Source organism: Cupriavidus campinensis (assembly GCF_905397395.1).
GTDB classification, from domain to species: domain Bacteria; phylum Pseudomonadota; class Gammaproteobacteria; order Burkholderiales; family Burkholderiaceae; genus Cupriavidus; species Cupriavidus campinensis.
Map to the genome: position 1 here is coordinate 88969 of NZ_CAJPVH010000006.1, position 21826 is coordinate 110794.

At 65.7% G+C, this 21826-nt stretch carries 17 protein-coding genes; 5 read left to right on the forward strand and 12 right to left on the reverse strand.

Annotated elements, in window-relative coordinates:
* Positions 1 to 46: 46 nt before the first annotated feature.
* Together KHO18_RS05860 and KHO18_RS05865 are read left to right on the forward strand one after the other, a co-directional pair.
* Positions 47 to 478, forward strand: a complete 432-nt coding sequence (locus KHO18_RS05860; RefSeq protein WP_144200382.1) for an STM2901 family protein — start codon at positions 47 to 49, stop codon at positions 476 to 478.
* The gene (locus KHO18_RS05865) at positions 478 to 813 is read left to right on the forward strand and encodes a DUF1493 family protein (RefSeq protein WP_144200380.1); all 336 of its coding nucleotides are present in this window, start codon (positions 478 to 480) and stop codon (positions 811 to 813) included. The genes KHO18_RS05860 and KHO18_RS05865 overlap by 1 nt, the downstream gene beginning before the upstream one ends.
* A 346-nt stretch (positions 814 to 1159) precedes the next feature.
* Here KHO18_RS05865 and KHO18_RS05870 read toward each other — a convergent pair whose 3' ends face one another.
* The 11 genes from KHO18_RS05870 to pilM all read right to left on the reverse strand — a co-directional run bounded on the left by KHO18_RS05870 (position 1160) and on the right by pilM (position 16847).
* Positions 1160 to 2623 carry a glutamate synthase subunit beta gene (locus KHO18_RS05870; RefSeq protein WP_144200378.1) on the reverse strand — a complete coding sequence of 488 codons (1464 nt, stop codon included), beginning with the start codon at positions 2621 to 2623 and terminating at the stop codon, positions 1160 to 1162.
* Positions 2624 to 2745: 122 nt separating this feature from the next.
* On the reverse strand, positions 2746 to 7413 hold the full coding sequence (locus KHO18_RS05875; protein WP_244844576.1) for a glutamate synthase-related protein: 4668 nt from the start codon (positions 7411 to 7413) through the stop codon (positions 2746 to 2748).
* Between the two features lie 376 nt (positions 7414 to 7789).
* The gene (locus KHO18_RS05880; protein WP_211942901.1) at positions 7790 to 8521 is read right to left on the reverse strand and encodes a transposase; all 732 of its coding nucleotides are present in this window, start codon (positions 8519 to 8521) and stop codon (positions 7790 to 7792) included.
* 81 nt (positions 8522 to 8602) lie between these two features.
* Complete coding sequence (locus KHO18_RS05885) at positions 8603 to 9739, reverse strand: deoxyguanosinetriphosphate triphosphohydrolase (protein ID WP_144200372.1); 1137 nt, start codon at positions 9737 to 9739, stop codon at positions 8603 to 8605.
* A 54-nt stretch (positions 9740 to 9793) separates the two neighbouring features.
* Positions 9794 to 10900, reverse strand: a complete 1107-nt coding sequence (aroB, locus tag KHO18_RS05890; RefSeq protein WP_144200370.1) for a 3-dehydroquinate synthase — start codon at positions 10898 to 10900, stop codon at positions 9794 to 9796.
* Positions 10897 to 11469: a shikimate kinase gene (locus tag KHO18_RS05895; protein WP_144200555.1), complete on the reverse strand. Its 573-nt coding sequence runs from the start codon at positions 11467 to 11469 to the stop codon at positions 10897 to 10899. Before KHO18_RS05895 ends, aroB begins: the two co-directional genes overlap by 4 nt.
* A 261-nt stretch (positions 11470 to 11730) precedes the next feature.
* Positions 11731 to 13863 (reverse strand): type IV pilus secretin PilQ, encoded by a 2133-nt coding sequence (pilQ, locus tag KHO18_RS05900; protein ID WP_211942902.1) that lies wholly within the window; start codon positions 13861 to 13863, stop codon positions 11731 to 11733.
* Positions 13860 to 14396 carry a pilus assembly protein PilP gene (locus tag KHO18_RS05905; RefSeq protein WP_149137216.1) on the reverse strand — a complete coding sequence of 179 codons (537 nt, stop codon included), beginning with the start codon at positions 14394 to 14396 and terminating at the stop codon, positions 13860 to 13862. The genes pilQ and KHO18_RS05905 overlap by 4 nt, the downstream gene beginning before the upstream one ends.
* Positions 14397 to 14434: 38 nt before the next feature.
* A complete protein-coding gene (locus KHO18_RS05910) occupies positions 14435 to 15109 on the reverse strand; it encodes a type IV pilus inner membrane component PilO (RefSeq protein WP_144200366.1) in 675 nt (224 codons plus the stop codon).
* A 2-nt stretch (positions 15110 to 15111) separates the two neighbouring features.
* Complete coding sequence (locus KHO18_RS05915) at positions 15112 to 15759, reverse strand: PilN domain-containing protein (protein ID WP_144200364.1); 648 nt, start codon at positions 15757 to 15759, stop codon at positions 15112 to 15114.
* A gap of 17 nt (positions 15760 to 15776) precedes the next feature.
* Positions 15777 to 16847: a type IV pilus assembly protein PilM gene (gene pilM, locus KHO18_RS05920; RefSeq protein ID WP_177219987.1), complete on the reverse strand. Its 1071-nt coding sequence runs from the start codon at positions 16845 to 16847 to the stop codon at positions 15777 to 15779.
* Between the two features lie 455 nt (positions 16848 to 17302).
* On the opposite strand from pilM, the gene KHO18_RS05925 reads away from it, so the two are divergent.
* The gene (locus tag KHO18_RS05925; RefSeq protein ID WP_144200362.1) at positions 17303 to 19681 is read left to right on the forward strand and encodes a penicillin-binding protein 1A; all 2379 of its coding nucleotides are present in this window, start codon (positions 17303 to 17305) and stop codon (positions 19679 to 19681) included.
* Positions 19682 to 19771: 90 nt separating this feature from the next.
* Here KHO18_RS05925 and cyaY read toward each other — a convergent pair whose 3' ends face one another.
* On the reverse strand, positions 19772 to 20107 hold the full coding sequence (gene cyaY, locus KHO18_RS05930; RefSeq protein WP_144200360.1) for an iron donor protein CyaY: 336 nt from the start codon (positions 20105 to 20107) through the stop codon (positions 19772 to 19774).
* A gap of 168 nt (positions 20108 to 20275) precedes the next feature.
* On the opposite strand from cyaY, the gene lptM reads away from it, so the two are divergent.
* Both lptM and lysA read left to right on the forward strand, forming a co-directional pair.
* A complete protein-coding gene (gene lptM / locus KHO18_RS05935; RefSeq protein ID WP_144200358.1) occupies positions 20276 to 20533 on the forward strand; it encodes an LPS translocon maturation chaperone LptM in 258 nt (85 codons plus the stop codon).
* A gap of 31 nt (positions 20534 to 20564) precedes the next feature.
* Positions 20565 to 21824, forward strand: coding sequence for a diaminopimelate decarboxylase (gene lysA / locus KHO18_RS05940; RefSeq protein WP_211942903.1), 1260 nt, complete (start codon positions 20565 to 20567; stop codon positions 21822 to 21824).
* The last annotated feature ends 2 nt before the right edge of the window (positions 21825 to 21826 follow it).

Genomic DNA, 21826 nt, shown 5'->3' on the forward strand with positions numbered 1-21826 from the left:
GGTGTGGCGATACGGTTTCCAGCTCAACAGAGTTGGAGATCTACGTATGGGCAACACTTATCGCTATGGCATCCACGAAAACCTTTCGCCCGGAGAATTGTTCCTGCTGGTCACCATCGACGAAACCTGCAAGCAGCTTGGGATTGAAGATTTCGCTACTGTTGGAGCGATTCTGGCGGGCCAGAACTGGGTGCCCACGCGAGGTAAATTTCACGGGGCCACGCCGCGACCCTCCGTGGCTTCAAAACTCGCGCGAACCTACCTGAATTACGATCTGAAGCGAAAGATCTTGCCGACTGTCACGAATGCGAGCGTCAGACAACTCAAAGTGTTCATGACGCGAAACCTTGGCACTTTCGTCGGCCGCTCCGTTCCGGTTCTCGGCTGGGCACTCTTCGCTCGAGACGTAGCCATCATCACTGCTAACTCAGTGGGCCAGTACAACCGTTTGGTCAAAAGCGAAGACAGGGCCTTCTAATGACAGACGCCACGCTTGCGGCAGTTACTGCCTTTATCCGGCAAAGCACCGGCCTTCCGGAAGGCCAGCGCATTTCCCGCACCGACAGCCTTGAGCGCGATCTGGACCTGACCGGCGACGAAGCCTTTGATTTCATGGAGGAATTTCTCACGCACTTCGGCATCGAGCGTGGCGACTATGCGTTCCAGCGTTACTTCTGCGAAGAGGGCTTCAGCCTGCTCGAGATCCTCGCCATGCCGTTCTCACGGAAGCTTCGTCTGAAGTACGAAAAGATGCCGCTGACCGTCGGCATGCTGGAACGGGCGATCGAGTCGGGCGCCTGGGAAACGCCATGAGATCCGCGATCCGCTGGCTTGCCCAAGCTTCTTGCATCTGGGGAGTGCTTCTCCTGGCGGCTCTAGCGGGCAACTCGTATAGCTGGATGTACGAGATGGCCCCCTCGATTCCGCGTGGCGCAATCGAGGACGCCTCAGGCAACGAGGCGGTCCTGGCAACCATGGTCTTCCTGGCGATAGCGGCATGGCATGCCGGGCGAGACGCGCATCGGCGAGATGGATGGCGGTGCTGACGATCGCCGCCGCCGCTGTACCGTGGACCATGACGCTCTAGTCCACCCCGTCCACAAAACAAAAAGCCCGCCCGAGAAACCCCGGGCGGGCTCTTTACCTGGAACGCCTGCAATCAGCGCGGCAGTACCGTGTGGCCCATCAGGAAGGCGTCGACCGAGCGGGCGGCCTGGCGGCCTTCGCGGATGGCCCAGACCACGAGGGACTGGCCGCGGCGCACGTCGCCGGCGGCGAAGACCTTGGGCACGTTGGTGTAGTACGCGCGATCGCCTTCGGTGGAGGCCTTGGCGTTCTTGCGGGCGTCCGTATCCACGCCAAAGGCCTCCAGCACCGAGCCCACCGGGTTGGTGAAGCCCATGGCCAGCAGCACCAGGTCTGCCGGCAGCACGAATTCGCTGCCCGGCACTTCCTGCATGCGGCCGTCCTTCCACTCCACGCGGCAGGCTTTCAGGGCCGTGAGCTTGCCGTTCTCGCCGATGAATTCCTTGGTGGCCACGGACCAGTCACGCGAGCAGCCTTCGTCGTGGGACGACGACGTGCGCAGCTTGATCGGCCAGTACGGCCACACCAGCGGCTTGTTTTCCTCGTCCGGCGGCTGCGGCAGCAGTTCGAACTGGGTCACCGACACCGCGCCATGGCGATTCGACGTACCGACGCAGTCGGAACCCGTATCGCCACCGCCGATCACGATCACGTGCTTGCCATCCGCGCGGATGTCGTTCACGGCGTCGCCGGCCACTTCCTTGTTCTGCGGGATCAGGAATTCCAGCGCGTAGTGCACGCCGGCCAGCTCACGGCCCGGCACCGGCAGGTCGCGCGGCACTTCCGAGCCGCCGGCCAGCACCACGGCGTCGAACTGGTCCATCAACGACTGCGCGGACACCGTCTCGCGGGCGTAGTTCACGATACCGGCGGGCAGTTCGCCTTCGGTCACCATCACGCCCGCCCGGAACGTCACGCCTTCGGCCTGCATCTGCTCGATGCGGCGGTCGATCAGCGTCTTCTCCATCTTGAAGTCGGGGATGCCATAGCGCAGCAGGCCGCCGATGCGGTCGTTCTTCTCGAACACCGTCACGTCATGGCCGGCGCGGGCCAGTTGCTGCGCGGCAGCCAGGCCAGCCGGGCCGGAGCCGACCACGGCCACGGTCTTGCCGGTCTTGTGCGCGGGCACGTGCGGCGCCACCCAGCCCTCTTCCCAGGCCTTGTCGATAATGGCGTGCTCGATCGACTTGATGCCCACCGGCAGCTCGTTGATGCCGAGCGTGCAGGCCGCCTCGCACGGTGCCGGGCAGATCCGGCCCGTGAACTCGGGGAAGTTGTTGGTCTGGTGCAGGACCTCGATGGCCGTCTTCCAGTCCTGGCGGTACACCAGGTCGTTGAAGTCCGGAATGATGTTGTTGACCGGGCAGCCGTTGTTGCAGAACGGGATGCCGCAGTCCATGCAGCGCGCACCCTGGATCTTCGCCTCGCTGTCGGACAGCGCGAAGACGAACTCCTTGTAGTGCTTCACACGCTTGACTACCGGCTCATAGCCTTCGTTCTGGCGGGGAAATTCGAGAAAGCCAGTCGCCTTACCCATGTTGCGTCCTTGGTCTAGCTGGGCGCGAGGCGGCTGGGCCGGCCTCGCGTGGGGTCAGTATCTTGTTGGCGCCGCGGGGCATGCCGCGCGGCGCCATCTCGTGGGGTGGCCGATGCGCGCCGTCAGGCGGCAATCGCCTCGCGGTCGTTGTCGCGGGCGGCCTGCTCCTTGGCGTACATCTCGCCCAGGGCGCGCTTGTACTCGGTCGGGAAGACCTTGACGAACTTGCGGCGCGCCGTGGTCCAGTCCGCCAGCAGCGCCTTGGCGCGCTCCGAACCGGTGTAGCGGAAATGCTGCTCGATCAGGTTGCGCAGGATCACTTCGTCCAGCTCGCGCTTGCCGCCCTGCTTGTGCCACTGTGCCTTGGGCTGGCCCTTCTCCTGGTCGGCCGAGGCGAGCACCGCCTCCAGCGCCACCATCGAGGTGTTGCAGCGCTTGTCGAACAGGCCATCCTCGTCATAGACGTAGGCCACGCCGCCGGACATGCCCGCCGCGAAGTTGCGGCCCGTGCCGCCCAGCACGACCACCGTGCCGCCGGTCATGTACTCGCAACCATGGTCGCCCGTGCCCTCGACCACCGCCACGGCGCCCGAGTTGCGCACCGCGAAGCGTTCGCCGGCCACGCCGTTGAAGAACGCCTCGCCGGCGATGGCGCCGTACAGCACCGTGTTGCCGACGATGATGTTGCGCGTCGGGTCGCCACGGAACTCGTGCGGCGTGCGCACGATCACGCGGCCGCCGGAGAGGCCCTTGCCCACGTAGTCGTTGCCGTCGCCCACCAGGTCCAGCGTGATGCCGTGCGCCAGGAACGCGCCGAACGACTGGCCGGCCGTGCCTTGCAGCTGGATGTGGATGGTGTCGTCAGGCAGGCCCTCGTGGCCGTACTGCTTGGCGATCACGCCGGACAGCATCGCGCCCACCGTGCGGTTCACGTTCTTCACCGGCTGGATGAACGACACGCGCTCACCCTTGTCGATGGCCTGGCGCGCCTTGGCGATCAGCACATGGTCCAGCGCCTTGCCGGCTTCCACCGACAGGCCGTGGTCCTGCACGTCCGTGTGGAAGCGCGGCACGTCGGCGGCGAACGCCGGCTGGTAGAAGATGCGGCCGAAGTCCAGGCCGCGCGCCTTCCAGTGCTCGATGCCGCTGCGCATGTCGAGCAGGTCGGCGCGGCCGATCAGCTCGTCGAAGGTGCGGATGCCCAGTTGGGCCATGATCTCGCGCGCTTCCTCGGCAACGAAGAAGAAGAAGTTCACCACGTGCTCGGGCTTGCCCTGGAACTTCTTGCGCAGCGCCGGATCCTGCGTGGCCACGCCCACCGGGCAGGTGTTCAGGTGGCACTTGCGCATCATGATGCAGCCCTCGGCCACCAGCGGTGCCGTGGCGAAGCCGAACTCGTCGGCGCCCAGCAGCGCGCCGATCACCACGTCGCGGCCGGTCTTCATCTGGCCATCTGCCTGCACGCGGATGCGGTTGCGCAGGCCGTTGAGCATCAGCGTCTGCTGCGTCTCGGCCAGGCCCAGCTCCCAAGGCGTGCCGGCGTGCTTGATCGACGACCACGGCGAGGCGCCGGTGCCGCCGTCATGGCCGGCGATCACCACGTGGTCGGCCTTGGCCTTCGCCACGCCGGCCGCCACGGTGCCCACGCCCACTTCGGACACCAGCTTGACCGAGATGTCCGACACCGGGTTCACGTTCTTCAGGTCGTGGATCAGCTGCGCCAGATCCTCGATCGAGTAGATGTCATGGTGCGGCGGCGGCGAGATCAGGCCCACGCCCGGCACCGAGTAACGCAGCTTGCCGATGTAGTCCGACACCTTGTGGCCAGGCAGCTGGCCACCCTCGCCGGGCTTGGCGCCCTGGGCCATCTTGATCTGGATCTGGTCGGCCGACGCCAGGTACTCGGCGGTCACGCCAAAGCGGCCCGACGCCACCTGCTTGATCTTGCTGCGCAGCGAATCGCCTTCCTGCAGCGGCAGGTCACGCTCGATCACGTGGTCGCCCAGCAGGCCCTTGAGGGTATCGCCCTGCTTGATGGGGATGCCGCGCAGTTCGTTGCGGTAGCGCTTCTCGTCCTCGCCGCCTTCGCCGGTGTTCGACTTGCCGCCGATGCGGTTCATCGCCACGGCCAGCGTGGTGTGGGCTTCGGTCGAGATCGAGCCGAGCGACATGGCGCCCGTGGCGAAACGCTTCACGATGTCCTTGGCAGACTCCACTTCCTCGAGCGGAATGGCGCGCGACGGATCGACCTTGAACTCGAACAGGCCGCGCAGCGTCATGTGGCGGCGGCTCTGGTCGTTGATGATGTTCGCGTATTCCTTGTACGTCTGGTAGGCACCCTTGCCGTCATCGGCGCGCACCGAGTGCTGGAGCTTGGCCACCGAATCCGGCGTCCACATATGCTCCTCGCCCCGCACGCGGTAGGCGTACTCGCCGCCGGCCTCGAGCATGGTCTCGAGCACGGGGTTGTTGCCGAACGCGTCGCGATGCAGGCGGATGGCTTCCTCGGCGACCTCGAAGATGCCGATGCCTTCCACGTTGGACGGCGTGCCGTGGAAATACTTCTGCACCAGTTCGCGCGACAGGCCGATGGCCTCGAAGATCTGCGCGCCGGTGTAGGACATGTACGTGGAGATGCCCATCTTGGACATCACCTTGAACAGGCCCTTGCCGATGGCCTTGACGAAGTTCTTGACCGCCTTCTCGGGCGACAGGTCGCCAGACAGGCCGGTGGCCATGTCGGCCAGCGTTTCCATCGCCAGGTACGGGTGGACTGCCTCGGCGCCGTAGCCAGCCAGCAGCGCGAAGTGGTGCACCTCACGCGCCGAGCCGGTTTCCACCACCAGGCCGGCGGACGTGCGCAGGCCCTTTTCCACCAGGTGATGGTGGATGGCGGACGTCGCCAGCAGTGCCGGAATCGCCACATGATCGGCATCGACGCGGCGGTCGGACACGATCAGGATGTTGTAGCCCGAGCGCACGGCATCCACGGCCTCGGCGCACAGCGACGCCAGGCGCGCCTCGATGCCTTCCTTGCCCCATGCCGTCGGATAGCAGATGTTCAGCTCATAAGCGCGGAACTTGCCACCGGTGTAGTGCTCGATGTTGCGGATCTTTGCGATGTCCTTGAAGTCCAGCACGGGCTGGGACACTTCGAGGCGCATCGGCGGGTTGATGTTGTTCAGTTCGAGCAGGTTCGGCTTCGGGCCGATGAACGACACCAGCGACATGACCATGTTCTCGCGGATCGGGTCGATCGGCGGGTTGGTCACCTGGGCGAACAGCTGCTTGAAGTAGTGGTACAGCGTCTTGTTCTTCGACGACAGCACGGCCAGCGGCGAGTCATTGCCCATCGAGCCGGTGGCTTCCTCGCCGGCCAGCGCCATCGGCGCCATCAGGAACTTGACGTCCTCCTGCGTGTAGCCGAAGGCCTGCTGGCGGTCCAGCAGCGGCGCCGCGGGCTTCTTCTCGGCGGCCACGTCCTCGGGCTTGGCCTCGAGCTCGTCCATCTTGATGCGCACGGCATCGATCCAGCTCTTGTACGGCTTGGCGTTGGCCAGGTTGTCCTTGAGCTCCTTGTCGTCGATGATGCGGCCCTGTTCCATGTCGATCAGGAACATCTTGCCGGGCTGCAGGCGCCACTTCTGCACCACGCGCGACTCGGGGAACGGCAGCACGCCGGCTTCCGAGGCCAGCACGACCACGTCGTCTTCGGTCACGTAGAAACGGGCCGGACGCAGGCCGTTACGGTCCAGCGTGGCGCCGATCTGGCGGCCATCGGTGAAGCAGATGGCGGCGGGGCCGTCCCACGGCTCCATCATGGCGGCGTGGTACTCGTAGAACGCCCGGCGGTTGTCGTCCATCAGCGTGTGCTGTTCCCAGGCTTCCGGGATCATCATCATCATCGCGTGGACGAGCGGGTAGCCGGCCATCGTCAGCAGTTCGAGGCAGTTGTCGAACGATGCCGTATCGGACTGGCCCGGATAGATCAGCGGCCACAGCTTGGGCAGGTCGTCGCCGAGCACCGGCGACGAAATGGCGCCCGTGCGCGCGTTGACCCAGTTGACGTTGCCCTTGACCGTGTTGATTTCGCCGTTGTGGGCGACCATGCGGTACGGGTGGGCCAGTTCCCAGGCCGGGAAGGTGTTGGTGGAGAAGCGCTGGTGCACCAGGGCCAGGGCCGAGACGGCGCGCGGGTCCTGCAGGTCGAGGTAGTACTCGCCCACCTGGTTGGCCAGCAGCAGGCCCTTGTACACCACGGTACGGGCCGACATCGACGGCACGAAGTATTCCTTGCCGTGCTTGAGCTTGAGCGCCTGGATGGCGTGGCTGGCGGTCTTGCGGATGACGTAGAGCTTACGTTCCAGCGCGTCCGTGGTCATGATGTCGCGGCCACGGCCAATGAAGATCTGGCGGATCACCGGCTCGGTGGTGCGCACCGTGGGGGACATCGGCATGTTGCAGTCCACCGGCACGTCACGCCAGCCCAGCACGACCTGGCCTTCCAGGCGCACCGTGCGCTCGAGCTCCTGCTCGCAGGCCAGGCGCGAGGCGTGTTCCTTCGGCAGGAAGATCATGCCCACGCCGTACTCGCCGTTCGGCGGCAGGGTCACGCCCTGCTTGGCCATTTCCTCGCGGTAGAACTGGTCCGGGATCTGGATCAGGATGCCGGCGCCGTCGCCCATCAGCTTGTCGGCGCCCACGGCGCCGCGATGGTCGAGGTTCTCGAGGATCTTCAGGCCCTGCGAGATGATCTCGTGCGACTTGCGGCCCTTGATGTGCGCAACCATGCCGACGCCGCAGGCGTCGTGCTCGTTGGCCGGGTCATAGAGGCCCTGCGCTTGCGGGCGGGCGGCGGTATCGATGGGATCGGCGGGGTGTTGCGAGTGGTCCACGGGCTGAATTCCGGTGAAGGCAGCGCGCGCGGCAAGGCAGACCGAACGGGGTGGCTGGATGCAGGCGCCTCTTTGACGGGCGGGTGGCAGGCAGCGGGGCCGCAGCGGCGTACACGAGCGTGACGCGCCGCACAATGACTGTGGGTGGAGCAACTATATGAGAATCGGGAATGTATCGCAAAAATTTTAAATGGGGTCAGAACACATTAAAATCGCCCCGGTTCAGGGCGCATTTTTAATGGGGACACATTAGCTTTGCCGCACTTAGGCGTCAGGCTGGTGCATCGCCGGCCGTTGCCTCGTCGAGATCTTCCTCGCCGGCCCGGCGCGGCCGGCCCTTCGGCAACGGCTGCACGCGCCGTGTGGCGTGACGCTCCAGCTGCGTCAGGAAGGCCGCGTGGCCGAGCGGCCATCCGCTATGGGCATGCTGGCGCAGCGTGGCGAGCGTCTTTCCCGACAGTCCCTCGGCAGTCAATGCGCGATAGTTCGACTGGCGCTCAAAAGGCGTATTGCCAAGCTCCCAGTAGGCGGAGTGATCGCTCACAAGCGGGCTCGACTCGATGCCCGCGTGATGCCGATAGCTGCTCCAGCGGTCGGCCTCGGCCGTCATGACATCGCCAGCGCGCAGCGCATTACCTTCGACATAGAGCATCGCCGGCAGCAGCCAGGCATTGGGTTCGATCACGGCCGAGCGGAAGCGCCCCTCCCAGAGCGTACCCGTGCGATTGGCCACCCGGTTGAAGTGGCGCGCATAGCGGCGGCCGACCGCCTGCATCGCCAGGCTCAGGGAATCGGGCCCCTTGGGCGTGGCCACCAGATGGATATGGTTCGGGCGCAGCGCGTAGGCATGAACGGCCAGTTCATGCTCGCGCGCGGCCATGCGCAGGCAATCGAGGTAATGGAGGTAATCGTCCGGGCCCAGGAACACGGGCTGACGGTTGTTGCCGCGTTGCAACACGAGGGCCGGCAAACCGGCTGGGGAGAATCGGGGAAGGCGCGCCATACGGGGATTTGGGGAACCTGCATCAGCAATCCCCGCATGATAGCCTGATCCGTCCCCATTTAATTCGGGGACGTGGCGGGATCAGTCGCTCTCGCTGACGGCGAAGATGCGGCGGTGCTCGCGAATCGCGTAGCGGTCCGTCATGCCGGCGATGTAATGGGAGATCAGGCGCGGCTGGTCGCCGCCATGGCTGGCCTGATACTGCGGCGGCAGCAGGCGGGAATCCTGCATGAAGGCGCCAAACAGGTCCGAAATGATCCGCTGGGCCTTGGCGGACATCCGCATCACCAAGTAGTGCCTATATAGATGACGGAACAGGAAGCGCTTGAGCGCCGCCGCCTCCTCGTGGACCTTGGGGCTGAAGGCGACCAGCGCACCGGCGGCGCGCACGGCATCGATATTCTTGGGGTTGGCCGCGGCGATATTGCGCCCGGTTGTCTCGATCAGGTCCACGATCAGCGTGTTGATCATGCGGCGAACCGTCTCATTGATGGCGCGCCGGCCATTGATGCCCGGGAACGCGGCCGTGACCTCGGCCCGGTGGCGGCCCCACATCGGCACTTCGTCCAGTTGCTCCAGCGTCAGGAGCCCCGAGCGCAGGCCATCGTCGATATCGTGGTTGTTGTAGGCGATTTCGTCGGCCAGGTTGGCCAGCTGGGCCTCCAGCGACGGCTGCGCGCCCTCGAGGAAGCGCCGCCCCAGCTCCCCGAGCGCTGCCGCGTTGACCCGCGAGCAATGCTTGAGAATGCCCTCACGGGTCTCGAACGTCAGGTTCAGCCCATTGAAGCCGCCGTAGCGCTCCTCCAGCTCGTCCACCACCAGCAGGCTCTGCAGGTTGTGCTCGAAGCCGCCGTGGTTCTTCATGCAGAGGTTCAGCGCATCCTGCCCGGCATGGCCGAACGGGGTGTGGCCAAGGTCGTGGGCCAGCGAGATCGCCTCGACCAGATCCTCGTTGACGCGCAGGTTGCGCGCGATGGACCGCGCGATCTGCGCCACCTCCAGGCTGTGCGTGAGCCGGGTGCGGAACAGGTCGCCCTCATGGTTCACGAACACCTGGGTCTTGTACTCCAGGCGCCGGAACGCGGTGCTGTGGATCACGCGGTCGCGGTCACGCTGGAATTCGCTGCGCGACGACGACGCCGATTCGGCATGCACCCGCCCCCGCGACTGCGTCGAGTGGGCGGCGTACGGGGCGAGGTGGGATTCGAGGTCGGTCATGCGGCAATCCGGTGGCGGGGCTTGGGGTTGCAAGGCATGGCCGATCGCTTGGGTTCAGGCGACCGGTGCCTCGGTTGGGGGTTTCAACGTGGCATGGCGCAGCGTCTCGCGCAGGTCCGCGTCGGGCACGGTGGTGATGAAGGCTTCGCCAAGCTTCTTCAGCAGGATGAACTTGATGCTGCCCGCCTCGGCCTTCTTGTCCACTTTCATCAGTTCGATATAGCGGTCGATGCCGAGTTCCGGCGCCACCACGGGCAGCATGGCCGCCCGGGTCAGTTCGCGGATGCGCGCGCGCGTCTCGGTGTCGATGAAGCCCAGCCGGTGCGACAGGTCGGCAGCCATGACCATGCCGCAGCCCACCGCCTCGCCGTGCAGCCACTCGCCGTAGCCCATGCCCGCCTCGATGGCATGCCCGAAGGTGTGGCCGAAGTTCAGGATCGCCCGCAGGCCGCCCTCGCGCTCGTCCTGGGCCACCACGGCGGCCTTGATCTCGCAGGAGCGGCGCACGGCCTCGGCCATCAGGCTGGTATCGCAGGCATTCAGGCCGGCGATATGGCTCTCGATCCAGTCGAAGTAGGCCGTATCGGCAATCGCGCCATGCTTGATGACCTCGGCCAGGCCGGCCGCCAGCTCGCGGGCCGGAAGGGTGCGCAGGGTGTCGATGTCGGCGATCACCGCGTTGGGCTGGTGAAACGCGCCAATCATGTTCTTGCCGAGCGGGTGGTTGATGCCGGTCTTGCCGCCCACCGAGGAGTCCACCTGCGCCAGCAGCGTGGTCGGCACCTGCACGAACGGCACGCCGCGCATGTAGCAGGCAGCGGCAAACCCGGTCATGTCGCCCACCACGCCGCCGCCCAGTGCGATCAGCGTGGTCTTGCGGTCGGCGCCGGCGCCCAGCAGCGCATCGAAGATCAGGTTCAGGGTTTCCCAGTGCTTGAAACGCTCGCCGTCCGGCAGCGTGACCACGCGCACGGTCTTGCCGAGCGCGGCCAGCGTGGCTTCCACCCGGGCGGCGTACAGCGGACCGACCGTCTCGTTGGTGACGATGACGGCGTGCTGGCCACGCACGTGCGGGGCCAGCAGTTCGGCGCGGTCGAGCAGGCCGCTACCAATATGGATCGGGTAGCTGCGCGTCCCGAGGTCGACTTCAAGCGTAATCATGAATGGGTGTCCTGCGCCGGCTGGTCCGGCGCCGCGGGCGGGGCCGCATCGGCGTCCGGGGTGGCTTCCGCGGGCGGAAACACAAAGCCGGCCATCTCAAGTTGCATCAGAACCATATTAGCAAGCTGTGCCACGGACGGCTTGCCGGTTTCGATGATGAAATCCGCCACTTCGCGGTACAGCGGGTCGCGCTCGGCGTACAGCGCCTCGAGCCGGCCCTTGGGGTCCTGGGTCTGGAGCAGCGGCCGGTTACGGTCGTGGCGGGTGCGCAGCCAGAGGTCGTGCGGGCTCGCGCGCAGGTAGACCACGGTGCCATTGGCACTCAGCACCTCGCGGTTCTCCGGGCGCAGCACAGCGCCGCCGCCCGTGGCCAGCACAATGCCCTGGCGCGAAGCCAGCTCGGCAATCATATGCGCCTCGCGGTCGCGGAAGCCTGCTTCGCCCTCGTGTTCGAAAATGATCGGAATCCGCACGCCGCAACGCGCCTCGAGCTCATGGTCGGAGTCGAAGAACGGGTAGTTGAGACGCCGGGCCACGGTGCGGCCGACGGTAGTCTTGCCGGCGCCCATGAGGCCAACGAAAAAGAGATTCGGGCGAGTGGCTTGCGCGGTCACTGGGGTATCGAGGTCAAGCAGGCGTGGTGCCTGGCGGCTTCGCATTATCGCCCCGGCCGGGACTTTCGCAAAACAGGTGATGACAATACATCACGCGGCATCGCGCGCTTCCGGCCATGGCTGCCTGACGACACCGCCAATGAAAAAAGGCCGCGTCGGCAAGCGACGCGGCCTCTCAGTCTACTGCATCCGGGCCCGGTACTGCACCCGGTGCGGTTATTTCAGCGACACATTGTCGTTCAGGATACGCGGCGTCAGGAACACCAGCAGCTCGGTGCGGTTGTTGACCTTGGCGTTGTTCTTGAACAGGTAGCCGAGCACCGGGATATCGCCCAGGAACGGCACCTTGTTGTAGTTGTTGCTCTCTTCCTGGCTGTAGATACCGCCGATCACCACGGTGCCGCCGTTCTCCACCAGCACCTGCGTCTGCACGTGCTTGGTGTCGATGGCGAAGCCGTTGGTGGTCTGGATACCCACGCTGTCCTTGTTCACGTCCACATCCAGCAGCACGTTGCCTTCCGGCGTGATCTGCGGCGTGACCTCGAGCTTCAGGTTGGCCTTGCGGAACTGCACCGAGGTGGCACCGCTCGACGTGGCGGACTGGTACGGCAGCTCCGTGCCCTGCTCGATCAGCGCCTTGATGTTGTTGGCGGTGACCACGCGCGGGCTGGAGATGATCTTGCCCTTGCCGTCGGCTTCCAGCGCCGACAGTTCGAGCGCCAGGAAACGGCCCGCACCGGCGTTGAAGATGCTGAACGCCACCGATGCCGGGTTCGTGCCGTTGATCGCGGCGGCCGGCAGGCTCAAGGCCGGGCCGTTATCCCACGTGGCGTCCTGGGTGACCGGGCTGACCACGTTGGTGTACGAGTTGCCGTAGCCCGCACCCGACCGCTGCGAGGCAAAGCCCAGCTTCACGCCGAGGTTGCGGCTGAAAGTGTCGCTGGCCTCGACGATACGTGCCTCAATGATCACCTGACGCACCGGGATGTCGATCTTCGTCAGGAAGTTCTGCACTTCCTCGAGCTTGCTCGCCACGTCCGACACGAACAGCTGGTTGGTACGCGGGTCAGCCGTCAGCGAGCCTCGCTTGGACAGCATGCGCGTCGCGCCCATCGTCCCTGCCGCACCACCCGAGGCCACGCCACCCGAGCTGGCGCCCGCACCGCCGGTGCTCTGGCCCAGCAGCATGCGGCGCACATCGTCCGCCCGCTGGTAGTTGAGCTGGTAGACCTGGCTGCGGATCGGCTCAAGCTCGGTGATCTGCTGCGCCGCCTCGAGTTCGAGCTTTTCCTTGGTGGCCAGTTCCGCCTTGGGCGCCACCCACAGCACGTTGCCGTTGCGGCGCGAGGCCAGCCCCTTCGAATCCATCACGATCTGGAGCGCCTGGTCCCACGGCACGTCCTTGAGACGCAGCGTCAGGTTGCCCTGCACCGTGTCGCTCGTGATGATGTTCAGGTTCGTGAAGTCGGCGAACACCTGGAGCAGCGAGCGGATGTCGATGTTCTGGAAGTTCAGCGACAGGCGCTCGCCCCGGTAACCCTGGCCGGCGATCAGCTTGTTCGGGTCGTCCTTGACCGGACGCACTTCCACCACGAACTGGTTGTCGGTCTGGTACGAGCTGTACTCCCAGTTACCGCGCGGCTCGATGGTCAGGCGGGCGTTGCCGTTGGTGTCGCTGGCGCGCATGCCCTGCACCGGCGTGCCGAAGTCCGTCACGTCGAAGCGGCGGCGCAGATCCTGCGGCAGCGAGGTGCCCATGAAATCCACCACCAGGTTCTGGCCCTGCTGCTGGATATTGATGCCCGAGTCGCGCGAGGACAGGTCCACGACCACCCGGCCCGCACCGTCGGTGCCGCGCCGGAAGTCGATATTGCGTAGCGCCGCGCGGTTGGCCGCCTGGGCCGGCGCCGGGCTGGCCGCGAACGTCGGTGCCGCCGTCGTGCCGGTCTGCGTCACGTTGTCCAGCAACACCACGAACTGGTTGCCGCGCACTTCCGTGCGATACGTGGCCGAACGGCTCAGGTTCAGCACCACGCGGGTGCGGTCCCCGATCTGCATCACATTGGCGCTCTTGAGCACCTTGCCGGCGTACTCGTACTGCGCACGGCCGGCAGGGAAGCCCGTATCGAAGAAGTCGATCGCGATCTTCGCCGGATTCTGCGTGGTGAAGTCCGCAGGCTTCTGCGCGAGCGGCCCTTGCAGGTCGACCGTGAACACGGTCTGCTCGCCAACGACGTTGGCTTCCACCTGCTTGAGCTGGTTAGTCTGAGCGTGTGCGGCCGGAGAGGCCAGCACCAATGCCATCGCTGCCGCGCCCGCAAGCGCCCGGTACCATCGTGCCGTGATCATGCGGATGCCTCCAGCTTCAGGCTGGTCATTTTCTCTTTCCAATCTGAGACCCCTTCCCGAACCAATTCGCGCAACACGATCTCTTGATCGTTGATGCGGACCACCCGGCCATAACTCTGGCCGAGATACTGACCCACTTTGACGTGGTGGATCTTGTTATCTACGCGTACGACACCGTAGGTCTCGCCGTGTTTTTTCAGCATGCCGAGCATCTTGAAGTTTTCCAGCGGGAATTCCTCAAGCGGCTCGCGTCGCCGTCCGGCCTCCGGCGACTCAGACATCGTCTTGTTCAGTTCACCGATCTTGGTCTGCGCGAACGGCTCCGGCGACGTGCGCCCGCCGTACTCGCGCGGCACGTACGGCTTGACCTCGGGCAGCGGCTCCGGCGGCGGCGCCTTGGCGGCGCGCGTCTGGCTCATCCATTGCTGCAGCCCTTCGTCCTCGCTGGCGCCACAGGCGGTCAGCGTGGTGGCGGCGAGCACCGCGACGGCGGCGGCGGCCAGCCGGCGCGGCGTGCGGGATGTGCGTGACATCATGGCAATGCGATGCGGGGGGCGATGTGTCAGCCGGCTCACTTGGCACCTCCCTTGGCCTTCTTGGCAGCGGCGTCCGCGGCGGCGCGGCGCTGGGCGGCCTGCTCGTCCGGGTCCAGGGCGCGGTAGGCCATGGCCTGCGCTTCCATCGACAACGTGCCGTCCTTGGCCACCGCCATGTTCAGGTTGCGCATCGAAACGATCCGGGAGAGCGCCGCCACGTCCGCGTTGAACAGCGCGACGTCGTGATAGCGGCCGGTGACCTTCAGGTTCACCGGAATTTCGGCGAAATACGGCTTGATGGAGGCGGGCTGCGGCTTGAACAGCTCGAACTGGAGACCGCGCGCCACGCCGGCGTGATTCACGTCGGCCAGCAGCGCATCCATCTCGGTGCTGTTCGGCAACTGGCGCTCGGCCAGCGCCACGCGCTTTTCCACTTCCACCTTCTGGGCGCGCAGCGCGTCCAGGTTGGCCACCTGCGCCACCTTGGTCTTGAACGACTGCTTCAGCGTCTCGTGCTCCGCGTGCTTGCGGTCGAGTTCGGTGTTCTTGTCGCTCCAGTAGAACTGCCAGCCGAGCACCAGCACGATGACGGCGGCCAGCGTCGAGAACAGCAGGCGCGGCGCGGCCGGCCAGGTCTCGGGCTCGTTCAGGTTCAGGCCGCGGAACTGCGCGGTGATGTCCTGCAAGGAAATATCCGAATTGAGTGCCATGATCAGACCTTCCCCGCTGCAGGTTTGGCCGCGGCATCGGACGCGGCGCCCTTCTTCTTGTCGCCGGGCACTTCCGGCGCGCGATAGGAGAACCGCATCGAGAAATCAAACAGCCGGCGCTGCTCGCGCAGGTTGTTGGTCATCGTCACGGCCTTCGATTCCACCAGTTCGGCGCGGTCGAGCCACGTCACCTGGTCGATATTGCGCAGCAGTTCGGACACGCGCTCGTTGGACTGCGCCACGCCTGCCATGACAAAGCTGTCGCCGGTCTGCTTCAGGCTGGTCAGGTAGACGCCTTCCGGCACCTGGCGCACCAGCTCCTCGAGCAGCTGCACGGGCAGGTTGCGCTCCGCCTGCAGGCTTTCGATGGCGCGCTGGCGGTCCAGCAGGGCCTCGATATCCTTCTTGAGCGTGTTGACCTCGCGAATCTGGCCGTCCATCTGCGCATTGGCCTGCTGCAGCACGGCATTGCGCGCCGTCACGGCCTCGATCTGCGAGTCGATATAGAACCCGCCGATCAGCACGATGACCGCGCCGGCGGCTGCCGCGCCGCCCAGGAGCGAATAGACCTTCTTGCGCCGCGCGGCCTTGCGGGCCTCGTGATACGGCAGCAGGTTGACCGACGGGATGGTGTTCGTCGTCGTGGACATGCTTCTCCCCCCGTGGGTTATTGCAGCCCGCGCAATGCCAGTCCCGCACTGACGATGTAGGCCGGCAAGTCGCGCTGGAGATAGCGCTCGTTGACGTTGCCTGCGGTCATCATGTTGGCGAAAGGATTGGCCAGCGTGGTAGTGATCTGCGTCTGCTGCTGGATGGCGGCCTGCACCCCCAGCAGCGAGGCATGTCCGCCCGAGAGCAGGATCTCGTCGACCCGGCCCAGGCTGGAACTGGCTACGAAGTTGCCGATGGCGCCCTGCACTTCCATCGCCAGGGCTTCCAGCGACGGCTTGAGCAATTGCGCGCGCCACGCCTCAGGCAGCGTGTTCTTGCGCTTCTTGATCTCGGCCTTGAGGGCATCCAGCGTGAACATGCGCGCGGCGCTCTGCGTGAGCTGGTCGCCGTAGCTGTTCAGGGGCTGTTCGTAGAGTTCCTTCCAGCCCTGGTAGAAGATCGCCTTGGAGCGACTGCCACCGAGGTGGATGACGGCGACCACGGGGAGATCCTTGGCGTCGGTCTCGGTCAGGGAGGACGGCACGCCGAGCATCTGCACGACCGAGCGCTGCACGGCGTACTCCTCGACATCCATCACCTGCGGCTTCAGGCCAGCCATTTCGGCCGCCGTTACCCGCTCCTGCACGCGATCGCTGTTGGCGGCCGTCACGCGCACGCCAATCCCGCCTTCGGTCTCGTTGGGGCCAATCACCGCGAAGTCGAAATTCACCGCCTGGGAAGGCGGATAGAGGCGGTGCGCCTCCGATTCGACCTGCGAATAGAGTTCGTCCTCGGACAGGTTGTCCGGAAGACTGACAGTCTGAGATTCCGTCAGCATGGACGGCACGCCAAGGACAACGTCCTTGGTACGAATACCGGCCTTGCCAAGGGCTCGCTTCAGCGCGATGCCCACGGCCTCGATGTTGACGACGTTGCCATCGGCAACGGCGTTGCGGTCCAGCAGTTCGCTGGCGCATTTTTCCAGCCTGAAGTCGTGTTTGCCCGCCCCAACGGACAGCTCCACGACCTTGACGCTGGACGACCCGATATCCACGCCGACCGTAGTCCGGCGCAGAAGACCCGACAAGATGCCCCGTCGCAAGGTGACCCCCTGACATTTGAACTCGCCCACGGCATGACTGCTCTAATGGGGCGAGCCAGTTAGTTTCTTGGATGAAACGTTTGCTCTTTTATGTTCGTGGATTCTCACAAAAAGCAGAGGCGCGCGCAATGTGCCGATCTGACCACGCTTTCTTTTTCAGACGGGCCGCGCGAAAGCGTTGCCAAAATCCCACGGTCCACCTCAGGCCCGTTACATAGCGTCGCGCCACAGCATCGTTGGCGCCAGATCGGCCTCCCGGCTGCCCCCTCCTCCGTAACACCCGCCAACCCGCCCTGCGCCGAAGACCTGCGCGCCGTGACAACCTGATCTCAACAGGATTACATCTTGTAACAGCGCGATAGCGCCTTTTGCGGCACGGCGCACCGGGGGCGCCCCATCCCCGACGATATAATCCGGGCACTCTGATTAGGTAAACCCTTATGGCCACAGCACAACAGAAGCCGTCCCTTCCCGTCCGCCGTCCGCTCTGGGCGCGGATCATGTTCGGGCTGATCGGACTGCTTGTCGCCGGGCTCGTCGCCGTGGCGCTGCTGGTGGGCTATGCGCTGGTGGTGGCCGCGCCCAACCTGCCGTCGCTGGACACCATCACCGACTACCGCCCGAAGATCCCGCTGCGGATCTACACGGCGGACAACGTGCTGATCGGCGAGTTCGGCGAGGAGCGCCGCAACTTCGTGCCGATCACCGAGATCCCGGACGTCATGAAGAAGGCCGTGCTCGCGATCGAGGACGACCGCTTCTACGAGCACGGCGGCGTGGACTTCGTGGGCGTGCTGCGCGCCGGGCTGGCCAACCTGCGCGGCGGGCTGTCGCAGGGCGCCTCCACCATCACCATGCAGGTGGCGCGCAACTTCTTCCTCTCGAGCGAGAAGACCTACACGCGCAAGATCTACGAGATGCTGCTGGCGTACAAGATCGAGGCGAACCTGACCAAGGACCAGATCCTCGAGCTGTACATGAACCAGATCTACCTGGGGCAGCGCGCCTACGGCTTCGCCAGCGCCGCGCGGGTCTACTTCGGCAAGTCGATCAAGGACGTGACGCCGGCGGAGGCCGCCATGCTGGCCGGCCTGCCGAAGGCGCCGTCGGCCTACAACCCCGTGGTGAACCCGCGCCGCGCCAAGGTGCGCCAGGAGTACATCCTCCAGCGCATGCGCGACCTCGGCTACATCACGCCGGAGCAGTACGACCAGGCCGTGCGCGAGGAGCTGAAGGTGCGTGGCGAGGGCAACGAGTTCTCCACCCATGCCGAATATGTCGCGGAAATCGTGCGCCAGCTCATGTACGCACAGTATCGCGAGGAAACCTATACGCGCGGCCTCAACGTCTACACGACGCTGAACAAGGCCGACCAGGATGCCGCCTACGACGCCGTGCGCGGCGGCATCATGACCTACGAGCGCAAGCACGGCTATCGCGGCCCGGAGGCATTTATCGACCTGCCGTCGAATCCGTCCGAACGCGAACAGGCCATCGACGACGCCCTGGTAGAGCACCCGGGCAGCGACGACCTGCGCTCGGCCGTGGTCACCAGCGTGACGCCGAAACAGGTGCGCGCCACGCTGCTCTCTGGCGAGGTGGCGACGATCGAAGGCACCGCGCTGCGGTTTATCGCGCCGTCGCTGTCGGCCAATGCCCAGCCGAAGGTCAAGATCCGCCCCGGCGCGATCATCCGCGTTACGCAGGATGCCAAGGACAATACGTGGTCCGTCACGCAGCTGCCCGAGGTGGCGGCCGCCTTCGTCTCGTTGAATCCTGAAGATGGGGAGATCCGGGCGATGGTCGGCGGCTTCGATTTCAACCGCAACAAGTTCAACCACGTGACGCAGGCTTGGCGCCAGCCGGGCTCGAGCTTCAAGCCGTTCATCTACACGGCCGCGCTGGAGAAGGGCTTCTCGCCCGCTACGGTGATCAACGACGCCCCACTGACGATCGGCCCTGACACCGGCGGCCAGGTCTGGGAGCCGAAGAACTATGACGGCAAGTTCGAGGGCCCGATGACGATGCGCCGCGCGCTGGCCAAGTCGAAGAACCTCGTATCCGTACGAATTCTGCGCGCCATCGGCACGCAGTACGCGCAGGACTACATCACGCGGTTCGGCTTCGAGGCCGACAAACACCCAGCCTACCTGCCGATGGCGCTGGGCTCCGGCGCGGTGACGCCGCTCCAGATGGCCGGCGCCTACTCGGTGTTTGCCAACGGCGGCTATCGCGTCAACCCGTACCTGATCCAGCGCGTGGTGGATTCGCGCGGCAACGTGATCTCCGAGACCCGTCCGCAGAAGGCTGGCCAGGACGCCGTGCGCGTGCTGGACGCCCGCACCGCGTTCATCGCCGACAGCATGCTGCGCGAGGTGGTGCGCAGCGGCACGGCCAACCCGGCCAAGCAGCGCCTGGGCCGCAACGACATGGCCGGCAAGACCGGTACCACGAACGATGCCGTGGATGCCTGGTTCGCCGGCTACACACCGAAACTCGTGGCGATTGCGTGGATGGGCTACGACCAGCCCAAGAGCCTGGGCGTGCGCGAGACCGGTGGCGGCCTGGCGCTGCCGATCTGGGTCAGCTATATGAGCAAAGCGCTCAAGGGCGTGCCCGAGAGCCCCGAGCGGCAGGCGCCGGAGGGCGTGGTGATGGTGGCCGGCGACTGGACGCTCGAGGAGAACGCCGCGGGTGCCGGCGTGGCCTCGGTGGGGCTGGGCGATCCGTGGCCCGGCAAACCCGACGAGAGCGCGCGCCCAGTGCAGGATACCGAAGCCGAGAAGCGCAAGATCCTGGAAATGTTCGGCGGCGCCTGAATCCCAGAACGGCATCCGGACGATTATTTTCGCCCCAACAAAAAACCGGCCCTCGTGGCCGGTTTTTTGTTGGCCGGGACCGGTGCGGTCTCAGCCGAGCGTCAGCGTGGCGCCCGCCTGCTGGCTCATATAGGTGGAGAGCGCCGCATAAAGTTCAGCGCCGCTGCGCGTGTCCATCCACTTGGCGCCGTCGTGGCGGAAGTGGAAACCGCCGGCCTTGGCCGCCACCCACAGTTCCTGCATCGGCGCCTGGCTGTTGACGATGATCTTCGAGCCATCCTCGAATTCCAGCTCCATGACATTGCCGGTGCGGTTGATCTCGACATCGGCATCGGCCGCATCGGCGGCGGCTTCGATATCGGCTTCAAGCCGGTCAAGGGCCTTGCCGGCCAGTACCAGGAACTCGCTTTCGGTGAGGGGGGGCATGCTACACTCCAAAGCCGCCGGCAGCGCGCCCGGACAGACGTCCCGGAGCGCGATCCGGCTGGCGGAAAAATGGAAAATTGTCGGGATTTGCCGCGGATTCCTGCGGATTCCGGGCCGTTTCACCAGCCATCCAGAAAGTCACCCCAAGCCATCCAAGGCATTCAGACAATGAAGGACTCCCCGAAGCTGCGTCGTGGTGCGATTGTATCGGCGTTTGCCGCCACACTCGTGATGACCCTGGCCGGATGCGGCGTTCGCGGCCCGTTGACCATGCCCCGGGTACCGCCCGCCCCGACCCCGCCCACCGTGCCCGATCCGGGTCTGGGCCAGGCAGGCGCCGTGGCGCCGGCACGGCCGATGGGCGAACCCGCCACCAGCGCGCCGGTTCCCGCCGAACCGGCCACGACCACGAATTCGACGAAGTAACCCGGGCGCCTCGCCCCTCCGCACGCTGAACATGACTGATTTCTTTACCCGCCGCGACGGCGCCCTGGCTGTCGAACAAGTGCCGCTGGCCCGTATCGCGGCCGAGTTCGGCACGCCGACCTACGTCTACTCGCGCGCCGCACTGACCACGGCCTACCAGGCCTACGCCGCCGCCTGCAAGGGCCGCAACGCGCATGTGCAATTCGCCGTGAAGGCCAACTCGAACCTGGCGGTGCTGCAGGTTTTCGCCCAGTTGGGCGCCGGTTTCGACATCGTGTCCGGCGGCGAACTGCTGCGCGTGCTGGCCGCCGGCGGCGACCCGCGCAAGGTGGTGTTCTCGGGCGTGGCCAAGAGCGAGGCCGACATGGCGCTGGCGCTGGCGCACGACGTACGCGGCTTCAACGTCGAATCGATCCCCGAACTGGACCGGCTGAACGCCGTGGCCGGCCGGCTGGGCAAGCGCGCGCGCGTGTCGCTGCGGATCAATCCGGACGTGGATGCCAAGACGCACCCCTATATCTCAACGGGTCTCAAGGGCAACAAGTTCGGCGTGGCGTTCGAGGACGTACTGCCGACCTACCGCGCCGCGGCTGCACTGCCGCACCTCGAAGTGGTCGGCATCGACTGCCATATCGGCTCGCAGATCACGGAAGTGGCGCCCTATCTGGAAGCGCTCGACAAGGTGCTCGACGTGGTGGAAGCGCTCGAGCGCGAAGGCATCCGCCTGGACCATATCGACGTGGGCGGTGGCCTGGGCATTACCTATGCCGACGAAACCCCGCCGGACATCACCGGCTTCGCCACCACGCTGCTGGACCGCGTGGCCGCCCGTGGCCACGGCCACCGCGAGGTGCTGTTCGAGCCCGGCCGCTCGCTGGTGGGTAACGCCGGCGCGCTGCTGACGCAGGTGGAATTCCTGAAGCCCGGCGCGGCCAAGAACTTCTGCATCGTCGATGCGGCGATGAACGACCTGGCCCGCCCGGCGATGTACGAGGCCTACCACCGGATCGAACCCGTGGCGCCGCACGCCGACGCGCCCGTGACCTATGACGTGGTAGGCCCGGTGTGCGAATCGGGCGACTGGCTCGGCCGCGACCGCGCGCTGGCCGTGCAGCCGGGGGACCTGCTGGCGGTGATGTCTGCCGGCGCCTATGGCTTTGTGATGAGTTCCAACTACAACACCCGGGGCCGCGCCGCCGAGGTGATGGTCGACGGCGACGCCGTGCACCTGGTGCGCGAGCGCGAACTGCCGGCCGACCTGTTCAAGGGCGAGCACCTGCTCAAGGGCTGATC